28 protein-coding genes and 1 tRNA gene are annotated in these 19,317 nt (G+C 67.4%); 11 read left to right on the forward strand and 18 right to left on the reverse strand.

Annotation, left to right across the window (positions count from 1 at the left end; translation table 11 throughout):
- Positions 1-162: 162 nt before the first annotated feature.
- A complete protein-coding gene (locus tag F1D61_RS25500; protein ID WP_203154939.1) occupies positions 163-867 on the reverse strand; it encodes a haloacid dehalogenase type II in 705 nt (234 codons plus the stop codon).
- 152 nt (positions 868-1,019) lie between these two features.
- On the opposite strand from F1D61_RS25500, the gene F1D61_RS25505 reads away from it, so the two are divergent.
- The gene (locus F1D61_RS25505) at positions 1,020-1,238 is read left to right on the forward strand and encodes a hypothetical protein (RefSeq protein ID WP_203154940.1); all 219 of its coding nucleotides are present in this window, start codon (positions 1,020-1,022) and stop codon (positions 1,236-1,238) included.
- 254 nt (positions 1,239-1,492) lie between these two features.
- Here F1D61_RS25505 and trpS read toward each other — a convergent pair whose 3' ends face one another.
- The 4 genes from trpS to F1D61_RS25525 all read right to left on the reverse strand — a co-directional run bounded on the left by trpS (position 1,493) and on the right by F1D61_RS25525 (position 4,607).
- Entirely contained in the window at positions 1,493-2,533 is a 1,041-nt protein-coding gene (trpS, locus tag F1D61_RS25510) for a tryptophan--tRNA ligase (RefSeq protein WP_203154941.1), read from the reverse strand.
- Positions 2,534-2,635: 102 nt separating this feature from the next.
- On the reverse strand, positions 2,636-3,385 hold the full coding sequence (locus tag F1D61_RS25515) for an endonuclease III domain-containing protein (RefSeq protein ID WP_203154942.1): 750 nt from the start codon (positions 3,383-3,385) through the stop codon (positions 2,636-2,638).
- 158 nt (positions 3,386-3,543) lie between these two features.
- Positions 3,544-4,167, reverse strand: coding sequence for a septation protein A (locus F1D61_RS25520; RefSeq protein WP_203154943.1), 624 nt, complete (start codon positions 4,165-4,167; stop codon positions 3,544-3,546).
- A gap of 200 nt (positions 4,168-4,367) precedes the next feature.
- Positions 4,368-4,607 carry a hypothetical protein gene (locus tag F1D61_RS25525; RefSeq protein ID WP_203154945.1) on the reverse strand — a complete coding sequence of 80 codons (240 nt, stop codon included), beginning with the start codon at positions 4,605-4,607 and terminating at the stop codon, positions 4,368-4,370.
- A 318-nt stretch (positions 4,608-4,925) separates the two neighbouring features.
- Between F1D61_RS25525 and F1D61_RS25530 the strand changes: the two genes are divergently transcribed.
- Together F1D61_RS25530 and F1D61_RS25535 are read left to right on the forward strand one after the other, a co-directional pair.
- Positions 4,926-5,654 carry an autoinducer binding domain-containing protein gene (locus F1D61_RS25530; RefSeq protein WP_203154947.1) on the forward strand — a complete coding sequence of 243 codons (729 nt, stop codon included), beginning with the start codon at positions 4,926-4,928 and terminating at the stop codon, positions 5,652-5,654.
- 179 nt (positions 5,655-5,833) lie between these two features.
- Complete coding sequence (locus F1D61_RS25535; RefSeq protein ID WP_203154948.1) at positions 5,834-6,466, forward strand: acyl-homoserine-lactone synthase; 633 nt, start codon at positions 5,834-5,836, stop codon at positions 6,464-6,466.
- 160 nt (positions 6,467-6,626) lie between these two features.
- Here F1D61_RS25535 and F1D61_RS25540 read toward each other — a convergent pair whose 3' ends face one another.
- The gene (locus tag F1D61_RS25540; RefSeq protein ID WP_203154950.1) at positions 6,627-7,022 is read right to left on the reverse strand and encodes a helix-turn-helix transcriptional regulator; all 396 of its coding nucleotides are present in this window, start codon (positions 7,020-7,022) and stop codon (positions 6,627-6,629) included.
- Positions 7,023-7,133: 111 nt separating this feature from the next.
- Here F1D61_RS25540 and F1D61_RS25545 point away from each other — a divergent pair, with 111 nt between their 5' ends.
- From F1D61_RS25545 to F1D61_RS34450, 7 genes are all read left to right on the forward strand, one after another.
- Complete coding sequence (locus F1D61_RS25545; protein ID WP_203154952.1) at positions 7,134-7,877, forward strand: LuxR family transcriptional regulator; 744 nt, start codon at positions 7,134-7,136, stop codon at positions 7,875-7,877.
- A gap of 172 nt (positions 7,878-8,049) precedes the next feature.
- Positions 8,050-8,694, forward strand: coding sequence for an acyl-homoserine-lactone synthase (locus F1D61_RS25550; RefSeq protein ID WP_432443323.1), 645 nt, complete (start codon positions 8,050-8,052; stop codon positions 8,692-8,694).
- Between the two features lie 143 nt (positions 8,695-8,837).
- Positions 8,838-9,128, forward strand: coding sequence for a hypothetical protein (locus F1D61_RS25555; protein WP_203154956.1), 291 nt, complete (start codon positions 8,838-8,840; stop codon positions 9,126-9,128).
- Positions 9,129-9,238: 110 nt separating this feature from the next.
- Positions 9,239-9,313 (forward strand) — tRNA-Thr (locus F1D61_RS25560).
- 183 nt (positions 9,314-9,496) lie between these two features.
- The gene (locus F1D61_RS25565) at positions 9,497-9,862 is read left to right on the forward strand and encodes a hypothetical protein (protein ID WP_203154957.1); all 366 of its coding nucleotides are present in this window, start codon (positions 9,497-9,499) and stop codon (positions 9,860-9,862) included.
- The gene (locus tag F1D61_RS25570) at positions 9,859-10,056 is read left to right on the forward strand and encodes a hypothetical protein (RefSeq protein WP_203154958.1); all 198 of its coding nucleotides are present in this window, start codon (positions 9,859-9,861) and stop codon (positions 10,054-10,056) included. The genes F1D61_RS25565 and F1D61_RS25570 overlap by 4 nt, the downstream gene beginning before the upstream one ends.
- Positions 10,053-10,415 carry a hypothetical protein gene (locus F1D61_RS34450; RefSeq protein ID WP_348649389.1) on the forward strand — a complete coding sequence of 121 codons (363 nt, stop codon included), beginning with the start codon at positions 10,053-10,055 and terminating at the stop codon, positions 10,413-10,415. The genes F1D61_RS25570 and F1D61_RS34450 overlap by 4 nt, the downstream gene beginning before the upstream one ends.
- 22 nt (positions 10,416-10,437) lie before the next feature.
- Here F1D61_RS34450 and F1D61_RS25580 read toward each other — a convergent pair whose 3' ends face one another.
- The 12 genes from F1D61_RS25580 to F1D61_RS25635 form a co-directional block, all read right to left on the reverse strand.
- Entirely contained in the window at positions 10,438-10,791 is a 354-nt protein-coding gene (locus tag F1D61_RS25580) for a hypothetical protein (RefSeq protein ID WP_203154959.1), read from the reverse strand.
- Between the two features lie 56 nt (positions 10,792-10,847).
- The gene (locus tag F1D61_RS25585; protein WP_203154960.1) at positions 10,848-11,330 is read right to left on the reverse strand and encodes a 3TM-type holin; all 483 of its coding nucleotides are present in this window, start codon (positions 11,328-11,330) and stop codon (positions 10,848-10,850) included.
- 2 nt (positions 11,331-11,332) lie between these two features.
- A complete protein-coding gene (locus tag F1D61_RS25590) occupies positions 11,333-12,052 on the reverse strand; it encodes a hypothetical protein (protein ID WP_246775534.1) in 720 nt (239 codons plus the stop codon).
- A 146-nt stretch (positions 12,053-12,198) separates the two neighbouring features.
- Entirely contained in the window at positions 12,199-13,701 is a 1,503-nt protein-coding gene (locus F1D61_RS25595) for a hypothetical protein (protein WP_203154961.1), read from the reverse strand.
- A gap of 13 nt (positions 13,702-13,714) precedes the next feature.
- Positions 13,715-14,407 (reverse strand): hypothetical protein, encoded by a 693-nt coding sequence (locus F1D61_RS25600; RefSeq protein ID WP_203154962.1) that lies wholly within the window; start codon positions 14,405-14,407, stop codon positions 13,715-13,717.
- Between the two features lie 22 nt (positions 14,408-14,429).
- Positions 14,430-15,686 (reverse strand): phage tail protein, encoded by a 1,257-nt coding sequence (locus F1D61_RS25605; protein ID WP_203154963.1) that lies wholly within the window; start codon positions 15,684-15,686, stop codon positions 14,430-14,432.
- A 75-nt stretch (positions 15,687-15,761) separates the two neighbouring features.
- Positions 15,762-16,490, reverse strand: coding sequence for a hypothetical protein (locus tag F1D61_RS25610; protein ID WP_203154964.1), 729 nt, complete (start codon positions 16,488-16,490; stop codon positions 15,762-15,764).
- A gap of 113 nt (positions 16,491-16,603) precedes the next feature.
- Positions 16,604-17,263 carry a hypothetical protein gene (locus F1D61_RS25615; RefSeq protein WP_203154965.1) on the reverse strand — a complete coding sequence of 220 codons (660 nt, stop codon included), beginning with the start codon at positions 17,261-17,263 and terminating at the stop codon, positions 16,604-16,606.
- A gap of 67 nt (positions 17,264-17,330) precedes the next feature.
- Positions 17,331-17,480 carry a hypothetical protein gene (locus tag F1D61_RS25620; RefSeq protein WP_203154966.1) on the reverse strand — a complete coding sequence of 50 codons (150 nt, stop codon included), beginning with the start codon at positions 17,478-17,480 and terminating at the stop codon, positions 17,331-17,333.
- Positions 17,477-17,683 (reverse strand): hypothetical protein, encoded by a 207-nt coding sequence (locus F1D61_RS25625; protein WP_203154967.1) that lies wholly within the window; start codon positions 17,681-17,683, stop codon positions 17,477-17,479. The genes F1D61_RS25620 and F1D61_RS25625 overlap by 4 nt, the downstream gene beginning before the upstream one ends.
- Positions 17,683-18,561, reverse strand: coding sequence for a P63C domain-containing protein (locus F1D61_RS25630; protein WP_203154968.1), 879 nt, complete (start codon positions 18,559-18,561; stop codon positions 17,683-17,685). Before F1D61_RS25630 ends, F1D61_RS25625 begins: the two co-directional genes overlap by 1 nt.
- Entirely contained in the window at positions 18,548-18,754 is a 207-nt protein-coding gene (locus F1D61_RS25635) for a hypothetical protein (protein WP_203154969.1), read from the reverse strand. The genes F1D61_RS25630 and F1D61_RS25635 overlap by 14 nt, the downstream gene beginning before the upstream one ends.
- Positions 18,755-18,872: 118 nt before the next feature.
- On the opposite strand from F1D61_RS25635, the gene F1D61_RS25640 reads away from it, so the two are divergent.
- A complete protein-coding gene (locus F1D61_RS25640) occupies positions 18,873-19,292 on the forward strand; it encodes an Arc family DNA-binding protein (protein ID WP_203154970.1) in 420 nt (139 codons plus the stop codon).
- Positions 19,293-19,317: the final 25 nt, after the last annotated feature.

Genomic DNA, 19,317 nt, shown 5'->3' on the forward strand with positions numbered 1-19,317 from the left:
CCTCATCCTGAGGTGTTGGCCGATCAATGATCGGCTGACCTCGAAGGAGGGCTCCAGGCATCGCAGCGACTTCTGGAGCCCTCCTTCGAGGTCAGTCCATCTCGATGGACTGACACCTCAGGATGAGGTGAGCGGGTTGGAGGCCGGGGAGCATTTCCGGTTTTAGCAGCCGAGCTGCCGCGCCAGATCCGCCAAGTCCGACGCCGCAACATCCACCGGCACCAGGGGCGCCGGCTCGCCGGTGCCCGGGCCGCTCTCGCCGGGCCGGGCGACATGGGCGGTGGCGAGCCCACAAGACGCTGCTGCCGCGAGGTCGGAGGAATGGGCCGCCACCATCATCACCTCGTTCGGCTGTAGCCGCAGCGCTTCGACGGCGCGCAGGTAGACGGCGGGCTTCGGCTTGTAGTCCTGGGCGAACTCGGCCCCGAGCACCGTGTCCCAGGGCAGACGGTTGCGGCGGGCATGCGCGATGGCGAGGCGCACATGCGCGTTCGAGCAGGGGGCTAGCAGGTACTTCTCGCGCAACCGGGCGAGCGCGTCCGGCACTTCCGGCCAGGCATCGAGCCGGTGCCAGGCAAGGACCAGCTCGTGGCGCGCCTCGGCCGGCACCGCCTCGGCGAGGGTGAGCCCGGCCAGCACGCCCTCCAGGCTCTCGGCATGGAGAGTGTCGAGGTCGGTGTAGGGCCGGGCGCCCTGGCGGATCGGCTCCATGCCGGGCTGGTAGCGGTCGCGCCAGGCCCGGGCGAAGGCGGCGCCGTCGAGGTCGGGTCGGTACGGGCCCAGGATCCTCTCAGCCTCCCGGGCGACGCCGCCGTGCCAGTCGAGCAGGGTGCCGAAGACGTCGAAGATGAGGGCCTGGATCGCCATGCGGGCCGCCTCCCGGGGTGGATTCGTGTTGTCCCGGGTTATCGGCCTTCGTGCCCGCGCTTCAAGGCCGTCCATCACCATCGGGTGAGCGGGGCCTGCACGGGGCCTGTATCCGGCGGAAATTCACCATCTGTTAACGACGCCGTCAGAGCATGCCCGGCATGACGAGCCCCCGCAAATCACCCCCGAATCGGAAGCACGACGCGGCTCCGCGCAACACCATCCTGCGCGACGAGATAGAAAACCTGCGGCAGAAGATGCGCTCCCGACCGACGATGATCGAGGAATGGGAGCAGGAGATGCAGCGGGATGATTCGGCCGAGATGGCCGTATCACGGCTCACGCGGCTGAAATCCAGCGGCAAGATGTGAGAAAGACTGTGCATGGCTGCACGCAGGCATGGTGCGCGCAGAATGAATTTCCCGCACAGGTTCGTACGGCCACACCTTGCTCGCGCAGTGCCCGCGCAAGCTGGAGATGAACTGTCCGATGCTTGACATCGGATCGGAAGCTGTCTGCTGATACTCAGAAAATATCGAAGTTACTTCGTCATTCCGGGCCCCGCTTGCGCGGCCCCGGAATGACCCTGAGGATGTCCGATCCCTGAAACGGCTCCTTCGGCGCGTCAGCGCCGGCGCACGAAGCCGACGATGTCCTTGACCGCCGCGATGTTGGGGGCGGCGATCGCCTCGGCCCGGGCGGCGCCGTCGGCGAGCACCGCGTCGATATGGCCGGGATCGGCGACGAGGCGCTTCATCTCTGCGCCGATCGGCCCGAGCTTGGCCACCGCCAGGTCGACCAGCGCGCCCTTGAAGGCCGAGAACTGGGCGCCGCCATACTCGCGCAGCACGTCCTCGCGGCTGACGTCGTTGAGCGCCGCGAAGATGCCCACGAGGTTGTCGGCTTCCGGCCGCTTCTCGAGGCCGGCGATCTCGGAGGGCAGGGGTTCGGCGTCGGTCTTGGCCTTGCGGACCTTCGTGGCGATGCCGTCGGAATCGTCGGTGAGGTTGATGCGGGAATAGTCGGAGGGATCCGACTTCGACATCTTCTTGGTGCCGTCGCGCAAGCTCATCACCCGGGCGGCCGGCCCGCCGATCAGCGGCTCGGTGATCGGGAAGAAGGCCTCGCCGTGGCCCTGCGCGGCGATCGCACCGGCGAAGTCGTTGTTGAACTTCTGGGCGATGTCGCGGGTCAGTTCGAGATGCTGCTTCTGGTCCTCGCCCACCGGCACGTGGGTGGCGCGGTAGGCCAGGATGTCGGCCGCCATCAGCACGGGATAGTCATAGAGTCCGACGCTGGCATTCTCGCGGTCCTTGCCGGCCTTCTCCTTGAACTGCGTCATGCGGTTGAGCCAGCCGAGGCGGGCGACGCAGTTGAAGATCCAGGCCAGTTCCGCGTGCTGCGGCACCTGGCTCTGGTTGAACACCACCGAGCGGGCCGGATCGATGCCCGCGGCCAGGAACGCCGCGGTGACCTCGCGGATCTGCCGCGTCAGCTCGGCAGGGTCCTGCCAGACCGTGATCGCGTGCAGGTCGACGACGCAGTACAGGCAGTCGAACTGCGCCTGCATGGCGACGAAGCGCTTGATCGCGCCGAGATAGTTGCCGAGGTGCAGGTTCCCGGTCGGCTGGACGCCGGAGAAGACCAGTTCCTTGAAGGCGGGCATCGTGATCGTCGTCCCCTGGCCGAGGGCTGTCACAATCCCGCGGGCGCGGCGTTCTGGACCGTTCCGGCAAGAGGGTCAAGCAAGGGGGTCAAGCGCGCGGAATCAGGGGTGGAGGGCGGCGGTTTCCCGCGGCGCCCGCGCCGAAGTCCGGGCCTGTCCGGTGGGGCAGAGATCGAGCACGGCGCAAGAGCCGCAGGCCGGGTTGCGGTGGAAGCAGCAGCGCTGCCCGTGCAGCATCAGCACCTCGTGGTTGTCGTAGAGCTTCTGCGCGTCCCAATCCGCCGGCAGCTGCGCCCGCAGGATCGCGTGGGAGGGGCCGACATCGACCTTGGGCCCGATCAATCCGGTGCGCTGCGCTACCCGGTGATGATGGCTGTCGACGGGAAGCGCCGGCATCCGCAACACGCTGAACGACAGGACCGCCGCGCTGGTCTTCGGCCCGATGCCGGGGATCTCTTCGAGCCAGGCCCGCGCCTCGGCCACCGGCATCGCGCGCAGGAAGCCGAGATCGAGGCTGCCGGCCCGCTCCTGCACCGCCCGCAGCACCGCCTGGATCCGCGGCGCCTTCAGTTCCGGCCAGGTCACGCCGGCAATCAGCGCCTGGACTTCGTCGGTCGGTGCCGCGACGAGCGAGCCCCAGTCGTCGAAGCGCGCCCGCAGCGCCTTGAAGGCGCGGCCGGACTCGGCGTTGCGGGTGCGATGCGACAGGAGCGAGGAGATCAGCTCGCTCACCGGATCGAGATCGTGGAAGTAGGCGATCGGGCAGCCATAGACCCCGCACAGGCGGCGGTGGATGGCGAGAGCCTTGTCGGCCAGGGTTGTCTCGAAGAGGTCGGTCGGGGCGGGGCTCATGACGGGATGAATCGCCGATACCCTGCACCCGTTCCGGCTGCGTCACCGCGCCTCGTCTAGAGCATTTTCCGACGAAGTGGATACCGGTTCGTCGCAGAAAATGCGGCAAAATCAACGACCTAGAGAGCTTCGCGATTGCAACGCGATCGTGAAGTGCTCTAGGCCCGGTCCGACTTGCTCTCGTCCTTCTTGCGTTCGTAGCGCAGCAGCAGCGGCGTCTGGGCCAGCGCGAAGGCGATGGTGATCGGCATGATGCCGAACACCTTGAAGCTGACCCAGAAATCCGTGGTCTGGGTGCGCCACACCACCTCGTTCACGGCCGCGAGGAAGAAGAAGAACAGGCCCCAACGGAAGGTGAGCTTGCGCCAGCCCTCCTGGGTGAGGTCGAACACGCTGTCGAGCACCAGGGCCAGGAGGGGCCGGCCGAAGGCGAGGCCGCCGAGCAGCACCGCCCCGAACAGGCTGTTCACGATGGTGGGCTTGAGCTTGATGAACAGCTCGTCGCGCAGGAGCAGCGTCAGGCCGCCGAACACCACCACGACGACGCCCGAGACCAGCGGCATGATCGGCAGGCGCCGCACCCAGACGTAATGGACCGCCAGCGCCACCAGGGTCGCGACGATGAACAGCCCGGTCGCCACGAACAGGCGCTGGTCGGCGGCGAAGCCGAACTTTTCGGCATAGGCGTTGCCGAAGAAGAAGACCCCCAGGGGGCCGAGTTCCAGGGCGAGCTTGGCGAGCGGCGGCAGGTGGGTCTTCGGCGGGACGGCTTCGATGGGCATGGGGCGGGGGCGACGCTCCTGTTGCGCGCCGTGAAGAGGCGCCTCCTCCCGCGCAGGTGGGACCCCGCGGTCCCCCACGCAACGGGAGGCGAGGCCATAGACCGGCGGAGCCGATCCATCCATCCCCAAGACGCGATCCCAAAGGAAACGATCATCGAGGAAGCGATCCTCGAAGCCGCAATCGTCGACGCCGTCCCGGCCTATGGCTCCCCCGTCGCCGGCCTGAGCGCGGCGGTGCGGCGGCGCTCGCAGGCGACCTTCAGGTAGGTCTCGCGCCCGCGCACCAGGCCGGTCTGCGCCGCCAGGGTCTCGCCCTGCATCAGGCAGGCGACGGGGGAGGGAGCCGGCGCCACCGCGACGTCGAGCGCCGTCTCGCGGGAGCAATCCGGTGCCGCGAGAGCGCTGGCGCAGACCAGGGCGACGGTGAGGAACTCCGCCATGTCACCTCCGTCGGCCGCTACGGGTCGGGCGCAGGTCCGGGCCGGACGGATGCTCGCGCCGCACCGGACCGGTCGAGCGATTCGCGTGCCAGGATCGGACCAAGGTCGAACACCGCGGCATTATGTTGCAGTGCAGCATCGGGATGGGCCTGCTGCCCGCCCCCCGGCGGGGATGCGCATGGTCACCGGGGGGGCCCTCCTCGCACAGTGTTTGCGGACAGGCCGACCGGCCCCGACGGCGGGCGGGCCGCGATTTGACTCATGTACTGCCGCATCCAGCTATAAGAATTGCACCGTGATCTTTGCTCAGAGGCAGATATGTCACGCAAACAGCTGGATACAACTCTCGATTTCTTGAAGTCCATCGATGGAGCCAATAGCCCCCGCGATGTGTGCCGAAAGCTGCTTCCCTTGCTCGATCGTTTGGGAATACAGAATTTCATGGCTGGAACGATCCCGCATCCCGGCGCCGACCGGCGGCAGCAAGTGTCGAACGTGCTGATCGATTTCTGGCCGCGGGAATGGACCGAGCGCTATTTCGCGAAAAACTACATCGCCAGCGACCCGGCGATCCGGCACCTGATGACGCAGACGAGCGATATTCGCTGGGACGAACTGCAAAACCGGTGTCGATCCGACATGGCGGCCCGACGGATCATGGATGAGGCCGCGGATTTCCGCCTGCGCCAGGGCATCACGATCCCGTTGCTGACGATCGAGGGCGATGTGGCGGGATTTTCCTTTGCGGGAGAAAAGCTGGAGATCTCCCCGGAAGACCTGGGCATGCTGCGCCTCGTCGCGACCTATGCGTTCGGCCGCCTGCTCCTGATCCGCGAAACGCCCGGCACGGGCGTGTCCCTGGCCCCGCGGGAGAAGGAGGCGCTGCAATGGGCCTCCGAGGGCAAGAGCGAGTGGGAGATCGGCATGATCATGGGCATCTCCGAGCACGGGGCGGACAAGCATCTGCGCAATGCCCGCGCGAAGCTCGGCGTGTCGAGCCGGGTCCACGCCGTCGCTCAGGGCATCCGGCTCGGATTGATCGTCTGATGCGATGTCGGCCGAGCCGTCCGGACAGCGCATCGGCGCGCCGGCGCGGCGCCTGAGCGGAGCCGACATCCGCATCGCGCAGCGATCGATCGGATATCGTACGACAAGGTACGCGATCGCGTACTGCCGGATCTCGCCGTCGAATGCTGAAATGGTGTGGCCATTTCAGGAATGCAGACATGATCTCCATCGTCAATACGGACAACATCCGCAACTTCGCGTCCGAGATGGAGCAGGCCTATCGCCTGCGCCATCAAGTCTTCGTCAACGAGATGGGGTGGAAGGACATCGAGAGACAGGATGGGCGCGAGATCGATCAGTTCGACGATCGGCACGCCGTGCACATGCTGGCGACGGACCGGGGCGAGGTGCTGGGCTATCAGCGGATGCTGCCGACGACCCGGCCCTACCTGCTGACGGAGGTGCTGCCGCAACTCTGCGACGGGCCGGCACCGCAGGGCCCGCAGATCTGGGAATGGACGCGCTACTGCGTCAAGCCGGGGCATCGCGACCGCGGCCGGATGCTGAGCCCGATCGGCAGCGCGCTGCTGACGGGAATCGTCGAGTGGGGGCTCGCCGGAGGGGTCGACCGGATCGTCATCGAGATGAACCCGTTGTGGCTTCTGCGGCTGGTGCAGCTGCATTTCCGGGTCACGCCGCTCGGCATCCCGCAGATCGTCGGCAGCCAGGAGACCGTCGCGGTGGTCGCGGCCTTCGACGAGCGGACCCTGGAGCGGTTGCGCACCGTGCGCGGCAGCGAGGCCCCGGTGATCCGGGACGACCTCCTCGCGGATCGGCGGCGCGCCGGCTGAGACCGACCGATCGGGTCAGGTCGTCGGGGGGCAGGTCGTCGGGGGCAGGACGTCGGGGGGCACGTCGCCGGGAGGATCGTCGTCGGCGACACTCCCCCTGGCGATGCTCCTTCCGGCGACCCCACTTCCGGCGGCGCTTGCCGGGACGCGCTCACCCCTCCTATCCGTCCCGCTCGGCCTGCGCGAGGGACAGGATCAGCCGCGCCACCCGCATCCGGACCTCGGGTGCGGTGATCCGCCGGAAGGCGGCCAGGATCGCCTCCTCGTCCGGCAGCGGCGCATCGTCCTGCGCGGGTTCCGGCGCGGTCCGTCCGGGCTCCGTGAGAACGAAGACGGAATCGATCGGACAGCGCAGGATCGAACAGATCTTCCACAGCAGCCCTGCGCTGACATGGTCCTGGCCGAGCTCGTATTTCATGATCTGGTGATCCGACACGCCGACCAGATCGCCGAGCTTCAGCCGCGACAATCCCCGTTCCAGCCGGACTGCCCGAATTTTCCTGCCGATGGCGCGTTTCGCTGCGGTATCGTCAAAAAATACATGATCGTCGATCAATTTTTCCATTCCCCGCGGCAATATGCTAACATCCCGCTGTCGATAAAATATGGCGCAACGTAAGCGCATATCATATTTTCGCAGCAGGCCATAATCAAGGCACCGGGGGCCATGACCAATTTCACCCAGGTCAGTTTCGACCTGCTGTCGGAGATCAAGACAAGTTCCGATGCCGATCAGGTCTGCGCGATACTCGCGGGTGCTTCCGAGATCTTCGGATACGAGACGTTCGTCATCGCCGCCGCGCCGCTGCGATCCCAGGACAACCTTCAGGATCGGCTGACGCTCGGGCGGCTGCCGGCGCAATGGTCCGAGCGCTACGAGGAGTGCGGCTACATCCACCACGATCCCGTCGTCGCCCATACGCGGCGGGTGAACGGCCTGTTCCGGTGGTCGGACGCGCCCGTCGGCCGCGACGAGCGCCTGGCCCGGACCATCATGGGCGAGGCCTCCGAGATCGGTTTGCGCGACGGCTACTGCATCCCGATCCAGGACCTGACCTGCACGCGGATCGTCTCCTTTGGCGGTGCGCGTCTCGACCTTCCCGACCAGGCCCTGTCCGGACTGCACATGCTGGGCATCTACGCCGACCTCGCCGTGCAGGACCTCGCCCTCCGGGCCCCGGCCCCGTCGCGGCGGCGTGCGCTCCCGCCGGGATCGCCGCATTGCTCGCCGCGGGAGATCGAGTGCATCAAGTGGGCCGCCGCCGGCAAGACCGGCTGGGAAACCTCCGAGATCCTGTCGCTGTCCCACCGCACCGTCGAGAGCTACCTGAACACGGCGGCGCAGAAGCTGGGGGCGACCAACCGCGCCCATCTCGTGGCGCAGGCCCTGCGCCAAGGAATTATCGATTGATGGGGATCATCGATTGATGGGGATCATCGACTGAAGGTGATCGGCGAGTGATGGACCTCCTCGCGCGAGTGGATCGTCGATCGGTCCCGCAACCGTAGAATCACGGGGTATCGCCACCGTCGGCCAATACCGTACTCCGCTCCGGTGAGGAGGGGCGGACGTGATCGCTGTCGTGGACTCGGAAAACCATCATCGCAGCGCCCGTCTCCTGGATGCCATGTACCGGTTTCGGCATCGCGTCTTCGTCGACATCCAGAAATGGGAGGCGTGCCGCAGGCCGGACGGCCGCGACATCGATCGGTTCGACGGACCGGGCAGCATCCACGTCGCAGTCCTCGAGGGCGACGCCGTCGTCTCGTATTCCCGCCTGCTTCCGACGACCCGGCCGCACGTCCAGAGCCACGTCTACCCGGAACTGTTGCAGGGCCGGCCGGCGCCGACAGGGCCGCATATCCACGAATGGACCCGCTGGGCCGCCGCGCCCTGGCGCCGGCCCGACGGCGCGGCGGTCGATCCGAATGCCGGCCGGCAGCTCCTCGCCGTCACCGAGCTGACGCCGATCCTCGGTCTGACCGGCTACCTCGCCCAGGTCCATCCGGCGATGATCACCACGCTCGTCACCATGGGCTGGGAGGTCGAGCCCCTGGCGCTCCCGACCCGTTATGACGGGCAGCCGCTGGTCCCGATCCACGCGATCTGGACGCCCCGCACCGCCGAGGCGACGCGCCGCGCCTTCGGGCTCGCCGGCACGGCCTACGACGTGCGGCCCCACACCCTGCCGAGGCGTCGGGACCGCACCCCACGCTACGCCTCGTAACACCGATGGCCAAGATGCCGAGGCATCGAGCCGTCTCGAATATTCGTCGATAAAGAAAATCGGACTATGTTCCAGAGCGATACCAGAGGTCGTTTCCTTTCGACCGTCCGTATAAGAGTTCCCGGCAATTCGGTGTTCGGCTTATGACCCAGCGTCCCCTCCCGTCGATCGACGACGTCGCCGCGATGCTGCCCGGGCTCGTCCGGGCCCTCGGTCTCATCGTCGAGCAGATGGAACCCCTCGTTGAGCTCTCCCGCCGCGCGACCAACCTGCCCGAGGAGACGGCGGACAGGATGTCCGATATCGGCCACGCCCTGACGGAGCAGGCCCACCTCCTGATGCGCGAGGCGGCCGACCGCCGGCTGTCCGGGCCGGGCCGCCTCGCCCTCAGGGCCGCCTCCGGTGCGGAGACGGGCGAGACGCCCGGCGGCTAGGCCGGTCGCCGACCCGAGTTTTGTGCCTTGACGAGATGCGCGCAAACGCGGTTTATGTCGCCCCGGATGCGCGCGATTTGCCAGCCATGGCAGATATTTGCGTCCACCCAGCCGGTGTAGCACAGCGGTAGTGCAGCGGTTTTGTAAACCGAAGGTCGGGGGTTCGATCCCCTCCGCCGGCACCAGCTAAACCACTGGAAAATCGACAGATTAAGCCCGTCAGAAGCGTCATTATACGCATCTAAGGCCCTATCCCGTCGGCACGAAATCCGGCACATTCTGTTCCGCAGACGTTCCTCTCTTCCTTCGAAGGGAGGCAGCCGGGCCCCGGTGCTCAAATCCGGGGTCCGCACAAAATCCGGCACAGCATGATGACCCTCCCCGACACCGTCCTCTCCTGGTCCCGCGGCCTCGCCAGCCTCTCCCCGGGCGTCGTCCCGTGCCGCGGGCTGCGCCCGGACGAGTGGCGCGAGACGCACCGGCTGTGCGGCGAGTTCGTCGAGCGGTGGGGGATGCAGGCGCACGAGGCCGGCTGGGACACGCTGCGACTGTTCGGCGTCCACCCGGAGCTCGGCACGATCCGCGGGGACTACAGCGGGATCCTCGTGACCCTCTCGGTCGAAATCCACGAGGTCACGGCCGAGTGGATCAAGCTCGGGCGGTGGACCGCCTACCGACACGAGCCCGTGAAGATGCCGGGGCAGGTTCCAATCTGGGAGGCGGCCAAGCCGTGACCCACCCTCCCACCGACCCCCAACCCCTCGACGTGATCGCGCGCGAGCTGCACGAGCATGCACGGGAGCGGGTGACATGGTGGCCCACCTGGGAAGACCTCGACATGACGGACCCGCTCGAGGCGGGGTTGATCCGGTCGGCCTATGATCGGGCCCGGGCCTTCGTGGAGATGAACGGCGGGGACGCGGGGTGAAGCGCGGCCGCAACCCCCGCCGGGCCTACGACGAGACCGGCCGAGAGACCACGCCGCCGACCGTGGGCGACATGCGGGCCCAAGGCGATTTCACCGCGGCCGTCACCTGCCACGGCTGCCAGCGGCACGTCGTCATCAGCACCGATCGGTTCCCGGACGATCTGCCGTTCCCGGACATCGCGCTCCGCCTCCGCTGCTCGTCCTGCGGCGGCAAGCGCGTCGGCGTGATGATGGATATGCAGGCCCATTACGCCCGCCTCGAGGCCGAGACCGGATGGAAGATGGAGTCCAAGCCGTTCCGCACGATGCTGGATCCAGACGCAGAAAAGCGCCCCGAGCCGGAGCCCGGGGCGCGTTGACGGATGTTAACGGGGGGGGCGATCAGCGCCGCGGCGGCGTCCGCATGCTCTCCCGGATCTCTCGCAGCAGGTCGACCGACATGCGCAACTGCTCCTCGAGGCGGATCAGCCGACCGGAGGTGTCGTTGCGATCCTTCTCGAGCGATGCAAGGCGATCGACGATCGCGGCGTAGCGCTCGTCCGACCGCTTGGTAATCCGGGAGTCGGACTCGGCCAGGCTCTCGAACCGACCGTCGATCTTCGCGACGTAGGATGCGCCGCCAATGAGCTGCGTCGCACCGCCGACGATCAGACTCCCGATGACGCCGAGCGCCGCCCAGAGCGGGGCCCGCTTGGGCAGGATGATGGCGCCCTCGGCGGGCTCGGCGGTGGACATGGTGATGTGGGCCCTTTCGGCCGGAGGCGCGCCGGGTTGAGCCGGCGTGCGAGGGATTACTGCTTCACGCCGCCCGGCATCGCGCCGGGGACACCCTGAGTGCGCTCGATGGTGCGCTGCGCGCCCAGTCCGAGCATGCCGAACAGGAGCGTCATCAGCGCTTCGCCCGGGAGCGTCGGGGCAGCCGGGATCGCGGCACCGATCATCACGCCGAGGATGCCGGTCGCCCAGGTGAGGATCGGCCCGACGACGAACTGGTAGGCGAGGCCCGCGACGCAGACCCAGCCGCACGCCGGTCGCCATCGCGCCGAGAACCGGTCGTTACCCTGAGCCTCCGCCGTGTTGACGCCGATCTGCGCCTTGGCAACGTCGGCCGCCGCCTGGATCGCAGCCACCTCGCGGTCGGTGACGAGCTTCTGGAGGTCGAGCGCGGCCTGCGCCTTCTGCGCCGGGTCCGGCACGAACCGCTCGACGAGATCGGTGATGCCCTTCAGGAGCTCGGGCGCGGCGGTGATCGCACCGATGATGCCAGCGGCCATGGTCAGCCCTTCACGGGGTAGGCGGCGCGCAGGCGCGCGGCGATGCGGGAGAGGAGTCCGCCAGCGGGAGCCGGGGAGGGCGCAGAAGAAAGCCCGCCGGTGGGGGCGGGCTTGGGGGCTGGAGTGATGTTCGGGACCGAGGGCGGCGGTGCGACCGCGACCGCCGGCAAGGCCGGCGCCGGAACTGCGTTGCCCGCTTGCCGCGCCTTGCTCAGGGCGACCTCGACGGCGTCGGCCGAGACCAGCGACTTGTTGAGCCCGTCGCCGGCGTAATAGCTCTGCCCGCGCAAGACGGCCCGCTTCTGGCCCCTGGTCGCGGCGAGCACCGGGAACGAGGCCCACTCCTGGGCGATGCGCAGCCCGAAGTTTGCCGTCGAGAGCGACCCGGCCATGAACGCCTCGTAGCCGCGGCGCTTCAGCAGGTGATAGCCGAGCCGGTCCTGCAGGTCGGGGCCGAACACCTCCCGGCCGGTCAGCTTGAGCTCGTCACGCAGGCCCTCGAGCGTTGCCTTCATGAACTGGTAGCGGCCGCACGCCGAGGAGCCGAATGCCCGGGTCCAGCCCGGGCCGGCGGCGATCACCTCGGCCAGCGTCATGCTGGTGAGCGGCTTGGGCAGCTTCGCCTGGTTGTTGCCGTAGACGGTGCCGTAGCCCATCGGCGCCTCTTTCGAGGCGATGAAGTCGAGCAGCAGCGCCGCGCCGGCGGGCACGGTCTTGTCCATGACGATCCTGGGGTTCAGCGAGAGGGGGATCAGCAGCCCGACCCGGGCATCGCCCGGCGGGTCAAAAGGGGGCGCCTCCGCAGCCGTCGGCGGCCCCACCGCACAGGAGCGCGGCGAGCATCAGGGCATGCATGGCGAGGCGAGCGTCAGAAGGCGACGTTGGCGCCGCGGTTCACCTTGAACGCGCCGTGCCGGGCGACAATGTTGGAGTCGAGCGCGGTGTCGGTGCTGGCATCCGTCCACGTGCCCGACACGACGACGAGGCAGCGGCCCGACACGACGCTGACCGCCGTCGTCATGGCGAGCCACCCCGCCGGGATGCTCGGGTTGTTCGGGGTGACCTTGACCGGCGCCTGCGCGGCGACCTGGCCGACTGCGTTATAGGAGCAGGCCGCATCGAAGGTTTGCACCGTGCCACCGCCGTCCACACCACCGACGAGGCCGGTCAGGGACACCTCAAGCCGTGTCAGCGTGTTGGGGGCGAGCGTTACCTTCCACAGCTCGACAGTGTGCGCGCCCGGAGTGGTGGTGTAATTCGCGACACGCCCCCCGGCCGTCCAGCCAGACCCGCCGAGGTCCTGGATGTCGGAGTGCTTGACGGGCGGGATGCTGGCCCAGGGGGCTGACCCACCGAATGACCCCTTCAGCTTCAGGCGTGAGGGCGGCAGCGCGCCGCCATCCCACTGGATGGCCTCGATCGAGCCGGCATCAACCTGGGCGTCGATCGCGATGTTGCGATTGTAGGTCGTGTCAGGGCCGAGCGACAGGATGCGCCCGGTGCCGGACTGCGTCCCGGAGACCACGATATCGCCGCAGACGTAGCCGGCGCCCTCGCAGCGAAACATCGACCGGGTGCCGCCGCCGCGCAAATCCGCCAGCGTATTGCCCGTTGAAGAGCCTTTGGTGAATAGTACGAGGTCGGTCGGCTGGATGCCCTGGGACCCGACACCGCCGTAGAGGCCGGTGAAGCTATTCCAGCCGGAGTGGCTCTCCTTGCCGTCGCCGGACGTTACGGCGGACTCAGTGCCGATCCGCACGATATTCTTGATCGCGTAGCCGCCGAGATCGGAAAATTTGCTGTAGCTCCACCCCACGGAGTCGCCGACGATCTCAATGAGCGCGGTCTGATCGTAGGCCGGCGTGGAGGTGGGCCACTGGGCCTGGACGTTGAGCCCCTGGACGGTCTTCCCGGTTTGCGGCACGCCCGGCTGGACAGTCGCCCGAATAATCGGGCCATTGTAATTGAGGAGGACGAGTAGTGTCTGCGCACCCTCGCCGACCACGCCAGGACAGGTGTTGCTTCCGGTCGGGAATAATGACGTCCCGGTGAATGTCCATGTTCCCGCCGGAAAGTATACGGGTCGTCCGGTCGTCGCGCAGTCGTTGAGAGCCTGCTGGAGCGCGGACGTTGCATTCTGCCCGGAGCGCACGCCGTACTGCGTGATCGAGAGCGGCACCAGCGTCGACAGCGGCGCCTGTCCGATCATCATGCTATCGGCGGTCGGCACCTTGAAGGTGCTGGCGCCGAGCTTGTTGAAGTTGGTCGACGGGTCGCGGCTCGTGCTCGGCCGGTCGCCGGGGTCGAGGGCATGAGCCGCAGGGGCTGCGATAAGGGTGGTCGCGGCGAGGGCCGCGCGGAGGGCGCGCATTCCAGAACTCCGATCAGGCGTTGGGCACGAAGGCGATTGAGCCGCCGTTCATCCAGGCATCGCCCGGGTCGAGGCCGTCGGGTGACGTCGGCAGCGCCTCCGAGATCAGTCGCAGCGCCAGGCGGCGGCCGGCAGGGCTGTCGATCGTGAAGCCCGGGTTCGTGGTGGTGGTCCAGGCGACGATATCGCCGTTGCGCCAGGGAGCAGCCGGGCCGAGGCCGCGGGGGTCGGTCGGCAGGCTCGCCCACCACAACCGCATCACCACATCGAAGGCGGCGACGGTCAGACCGCCGATCAGGTCGGAGACCCACCCGTTGCGCGCCTCGCTCCAGGTCGCGCGCACGAGCGCCGATGGCTGAAGGGAGCCGACGGGGAACTGCGCGCCGCTCTGGTCGAGCCAGGGGCGGGGACCAGTGCCGTCCACGTTGAGGGTGACCGCGTCGGTATTGGCGCGGTCGATCTCGACAAGGATCGAGATACCGCGCCGCGGCGTGCGGATACCCGACGCCGTGTTCACGACGTAGCTGTTGCCGACGCCGCCGCTGCGCAGGGCCCCGCCCTGGTCGGCAGCGAGGGCCGCCGAGGCCGCCATGACACCACGCAAGGCGGAGGGCAGGTCGCGGGCGGAAGTGCCGTCCGCAGCGCGAACGGCCGGGTCGACATCCGCGTTGCGCGCGGGTGCCGTTACCCAGTCGAGGACTCCCATCGAGGGGTTCTCCAGTGTGGGGTCAGGTCTTGATGACGAACTGCACGACGAGGCCGGGCGGCACGTTCGAATGCGCCTGGTCGTTGCCAGCACTGTCGATCGACAGGATGTGGGTATGGGCGGGAACGGCCGGAACCGGGTGGGTGTGTGTGCCCGACCCAGAAATGCCGTGCTGGTGATCGTTGGCTTGGGTGACGGAGCCGGTATGTGCGTGCTCGCCGCCCGACGGGATCGATACGCTATGCTGATGGCCAGGGTCGCCGGAGGTCTGGCGTTTGTTCTCGAAGACGTTCTCGGCGTTGATGTCGGCCACGTACTGCGCCGCTCCGCCCGGGGTGAGGCCGCCGGCGGCAAACGAAAACTTTCGGGCTTCGCCGCCGGCGGTGTTGGCCGTGCCGCTGTGACCATGCGCGCCGCCCGAGTCGATGGTGACGCCGTGCCCGTGCGCACCTGCGGCCCCGACCTGCCCACCGTGATCGTGGTCGCCGGCCGGTCCGGTTGTGCTGGCCCCCGTCCCACCACCCGCCTGCGCGGTGCCGGTGTGGCTGTGGCTCGGCATCTGGCCTGGAGCGAGCGTTACCGTTTCGGAGCCGCCGCTGTTGCCGAGGCCGCCGCCGAGGCCGCCGGCTCCGGTCAGGCGGTTGGCGCTGCCGTTTGCCCCGCCGTCGACCCCGAACAGCGTCCGTCCGCGCAAATCGGGGATTTTGAAGGTGCCCGCAGCATCATCCGCGCCGTAGAACCCACCAATCCGGAAAAACAGTGCGTCATAGGTCGTTCGGGACAGCGTGCGGCCATCGCAGGGCAGCCAGCCCGGCTCGACGGCCGGCCCGGCCTGCGGGCGGATCGTGCCCGGGCTGGCGATCTCCGGCGAGATCAGGACGTAGGCGCCGATCCGCGGCACGTAGATTGCGCGATAGAGGGTATCGGGGGTCAGGTCGCCCGGACCGAGCCCGACCCCGAACCGCCGAAGGATGAGACGGGGCTGTGTCCCGTTCACCGCGAGGGTGGGCGATCCCGTCGTATTCTCGGCGTCCACGAAGAACGCGACCTCGAACGGTCGGCTCAGGTCGCCGATGGTCTGGTTGAGGGCAAGCGCATAGGTGTTGGTGCCGGAGGCCGACAGCGACCCGTTCGTGTCGCGCAGCAGGCACGCGATGGCCGCCATCATGGCGCGTGCCGAGTCGTTCACGGATTTAGGATCTTGCCCCTCCGGCCAACGGATGGGCGGGTCGATCAGGTCGTTGCTGTCGGGGTCCGTGGACCAGCTGTAGACGTTCATGGGCGGGCTCGAGGCGAGCGCCGCCGTTCCGAGAGCCGGAGGGCTCCAGGTCGGGCGGGCGAGATGTGGGGCGGGTCAGGCCCGGCGGCGGGCCGTGGCGGGCAGGAGCGCGAAGGCTTTGGCCGCGTCGAACTGCGGCGCTGCCATGGGTTCGGGCATCGGCATGGGCGCCGCGGCGGGAGCCTCCTGCGGGGCGGCCGCGGGTTGCTCCTGCTGGCGCGGCATCAGCGTGCGCAGGATCGCCGCGATGTCGGCGGTGTCGTCGGGGGCGGCCGCAGGTGTCTGGGGAGCCGCGGTGTCGCCGCCGGCCGGGGGCGGGTGGAAGCCGAACGGGGCCGATGGCGCCGCGTCGTTGGTGCCGGCGGGCATGGTGGGCGTGAAGTCGCCGCCGAGGAAGGCTGCCGCGCGCTTGAAGTGGGGGCCGAACTGGTTGTTGACCTTGTCGGCGACCGTGCCCGGCATGCCGCCGTTCTTGGCATCCGAGGCGTTGAGGCGTCCAGGCGAGCCAGCGTTCACGGTCGAGTAGGCCTGCATGAGGCCCATGCCCGGTTGGTAGCCGCGCGAGAGCATGAATGCCTCGGCCTTCGGAAGCTGCTCCTGGAAGGTCTCGTTGCCCGTGACGCCGAACGCCTTCTGCTCGGCAGGACCAAACTGGATCAGGCCGACATGGCGGCCCCCGGCTCCGCCCCAGCGGTTCGGGTTCAGGCCGCTCTCGTAGCTCATCAGGCCGCCCCAGTGGACGGGGGGCAGCCCCATGCGCTCAGCGCTGGCGATCAGCGCTTCGCGGTCGGAGATCTCGGCCATGTCGGATCCTGAAACAACGAAGGCCGCCCCGAGGGACGGCCTTGCAGGTCCCGGCGCGCACGCCTGGGGACGATGGAGATTTCGGGGTTTTTGCCCGTCGGGTCAAGGGCGCGTCAGTGGCAGGCCGGCCCGGCGATGTTGCAGAAGCCGGTGATCCGCCCGCTGTCCCAGTCGCCGAGTTGCTTACCGCTCGTCGTCCGGCCCTCGTTCTTCGCGATCCGGTCCTTCAGCACGTCCTCCAGGGCCCGGAGCGGATCGACTGCCTCGCCGTCCTGGATGCGGACCCGCGCCGTCATCACCGCACAGGCGAGATCGCGGAGGAGGTCGGAGCCGGGCTCGAAGGGCTTGGGGCGCGCGGTCGGTGCGGGGAGCGCGGGCTTCGGCCGGGCGCGGCGGTGGGCCTTCACGGTGACGGGCGGGGTAGCGCCCGAGGTTACCGCGTCGAACACCTCGACCATCTGCACCGTTACCAAGGCGGCGCGCTCGGTGTCGGATTTTGCGGTGATGAAGAGGGCTTGCTTCTTCGAGAGCCAGTAGGTTTGCCCAGGGCGCCCGCCTGCCGCGGAGGGTTTCCGCCGCTCGGCGGAAACCTCCCCGAACGTGGCGAGAACCTCGACGTGGCGGCGGATCAGCGTGCGGATTTTATGCCGATCCACGAAGCCCAACACCTCCGCCAGCCGGATATCCATGATCCGCGGCTCGCAGTTGATTGTGGTGTTGAGGTCTGCCGCAGAGAGAGCGGACGTGCTATATGCCGTGACAGCCTGTTCCATGGTCGCATCCTTGGGCTCGGGTGATGGCCTCGGGGGTGTTTGCAGCACCTGCCGAGGCCGCTTCGTTCTAGTGGCGCGTTTCGGATTGGGTGGGCCAGACAGCGCCGATCTCGTCGGCGAGGCTCTGGGCGGCAGCGGTGCCCCACAGCGCTTCGGCCTCTTCGACCAGAGCAAGCTTCTCTTCGGCGGACAGCGCGCGGGCTTCGTCGGTCGTCATGAGCGAGCCGATTCATTGATCGCCGCGCGCAAGGCTTCGCGGGCGGCGGCATTGACGGTGAGGCCAAGGGCCGCGAGAGAACGAAGCTCGTTCCAGCGGTCAATCACCTCTTCAGCGCGCTCGCTGCCGACCGTTTCCACGATCGCCAGTGCTATTGCGCCGGCGACTTCGCCTATCTCGCCAGCATCAAGAGTCTTCATCATCAGCGTGCGCCTTGTTTGGGGTAGATGATTGACAGTTGCTGCCCCGGCCGATGGCATGCCTGAGAGCACCGCGCATCAAAGTCGCGGTAGTCGACCGAAGAGTCCGCGATCGTCGTCACCTTCTTAATTTGTTCGATCAGCAGATTGAGGCCTTCGCCGTCGGTGAGCCACTGATGCAGTTTCCCGGACGAGCGCCGCGCCTTGATTTCGTCGACGATCTCCTTCGGAAAGACCGCTAGGTAGACGTAGCGCTCCGTGATTTGTCCAATGATGCCAGGCAGGGGACGATGCTTGTCGCCATACGGGAACCCGAACAAACGACATAGCGCCCGGTAGTAATCGGGGTGGAAGCGCTGCTTCCAGTCCGCTGCGGTCTTGCTGATGAGCCGAGCGAAGAGATCTTGGAGGGCAGCAGGCTCGCGGTGGTGCTGGTACCCGGTCGCCTCGTCGATGAGGGCGATCTCGCCCGTGACGGCAAGAGCCTCCATGATCGCAAGGCAGGGCTCCACGAGATGCCGCCGGTTCGCGCGCAGCTTGTTCGCCAGGGCGGCGCGGATCACGCCGCCGGCCAGATCCTTCAGGATGCCAGCCTCTACCCAGATGCCAGTCGCGCCGTGAGGCATCTGAACCTCAAAGCAGGAACTGGTATTTGTCATTATACTCAGTGATTTAGGAGCGATTTCGGCGCAAAACCGCTCGAAAGCAGGAACAGGCGTGTTGGTCCGCATCCCAATGGCCTGTCGCAGGCTGCGCATCACGTAGCCCCGTCGGCCGCCAGCCAGTACCGCGCACTCCACAGATACATCGATGCCGAGTCGCGCTTCGCCGTGATACTCGACCTTCGGTCGATCTGAATGCGCTCGGTCAGGCTGCGACATGAGAAGACTCCCGCTCTCTCGCTGCTGCTTCCAATCCCTTCTTGAGGAGTGCGCGAAAGGCTGCGGTGCGCGAGTCCATTCCGGCGGGAACGCCCCAGGCATCAATCGCCTTAAGCTCCTCGGTCGGAACAAGGATCACGACGCGCTGCGACTGCCCCGACGTCTGCTTGCGTCGGGCATAAGGGTTGTGCATTGGCACCTCCTAGTGCTGCGATATGGCCATCTAGCCATATGTCACTTGGCAGGGCAACGATGATGTTGGCCATATGGCCATAATTTCGCGTGCCGACCTTTTCCGGTAGGTCTGTGGCATGAGCGACAAGGCCTACAGCCGAACCCTCGACAAGATCATCGTCCGGCTGCCGGACGGGATGCGCGATCGGCTGGCCGCGGCAGCGGCAGCGAACAAGCGGTCGGTCAACGCGGAAGTGGTTGCGCTCTTGGACGCCGCCCTGCGGGATGTGGGCCCTAAAGAAGCAGATGAGTTTCAAGAGGACATGCTTGCTGGTATAAAAAACGATTTATACTTTATAAAATCTCACCTTATATCTCTCCATGGTCAAGAGGATATCGCCAAGATTATTCCTGGAGAATATCTAACAAATCTAGACGATTATATATCAAGGCTACCGGAGCCTAAGCCAAGCCGGGTCGATGCGCTCCGCTACATCATCAAGCGCGGTCTTGATGTGGTGATGGGTACACGTGGATCTGGTCGACTTCGCGCCTAGCGTCGCGCCAAACCCAAGTGCTGAG

Origin of the sequence: Methylobacterium aquaticum, from assembly GCF_016804325.1 — a bacterium.
Lineage (GTDB): Bacteria > Pseudomonadota > Alphaproteobacteria > Rhizobiales > Beijerinckiaceae > Methylobacterium > Methylobacterium aquaticum_C.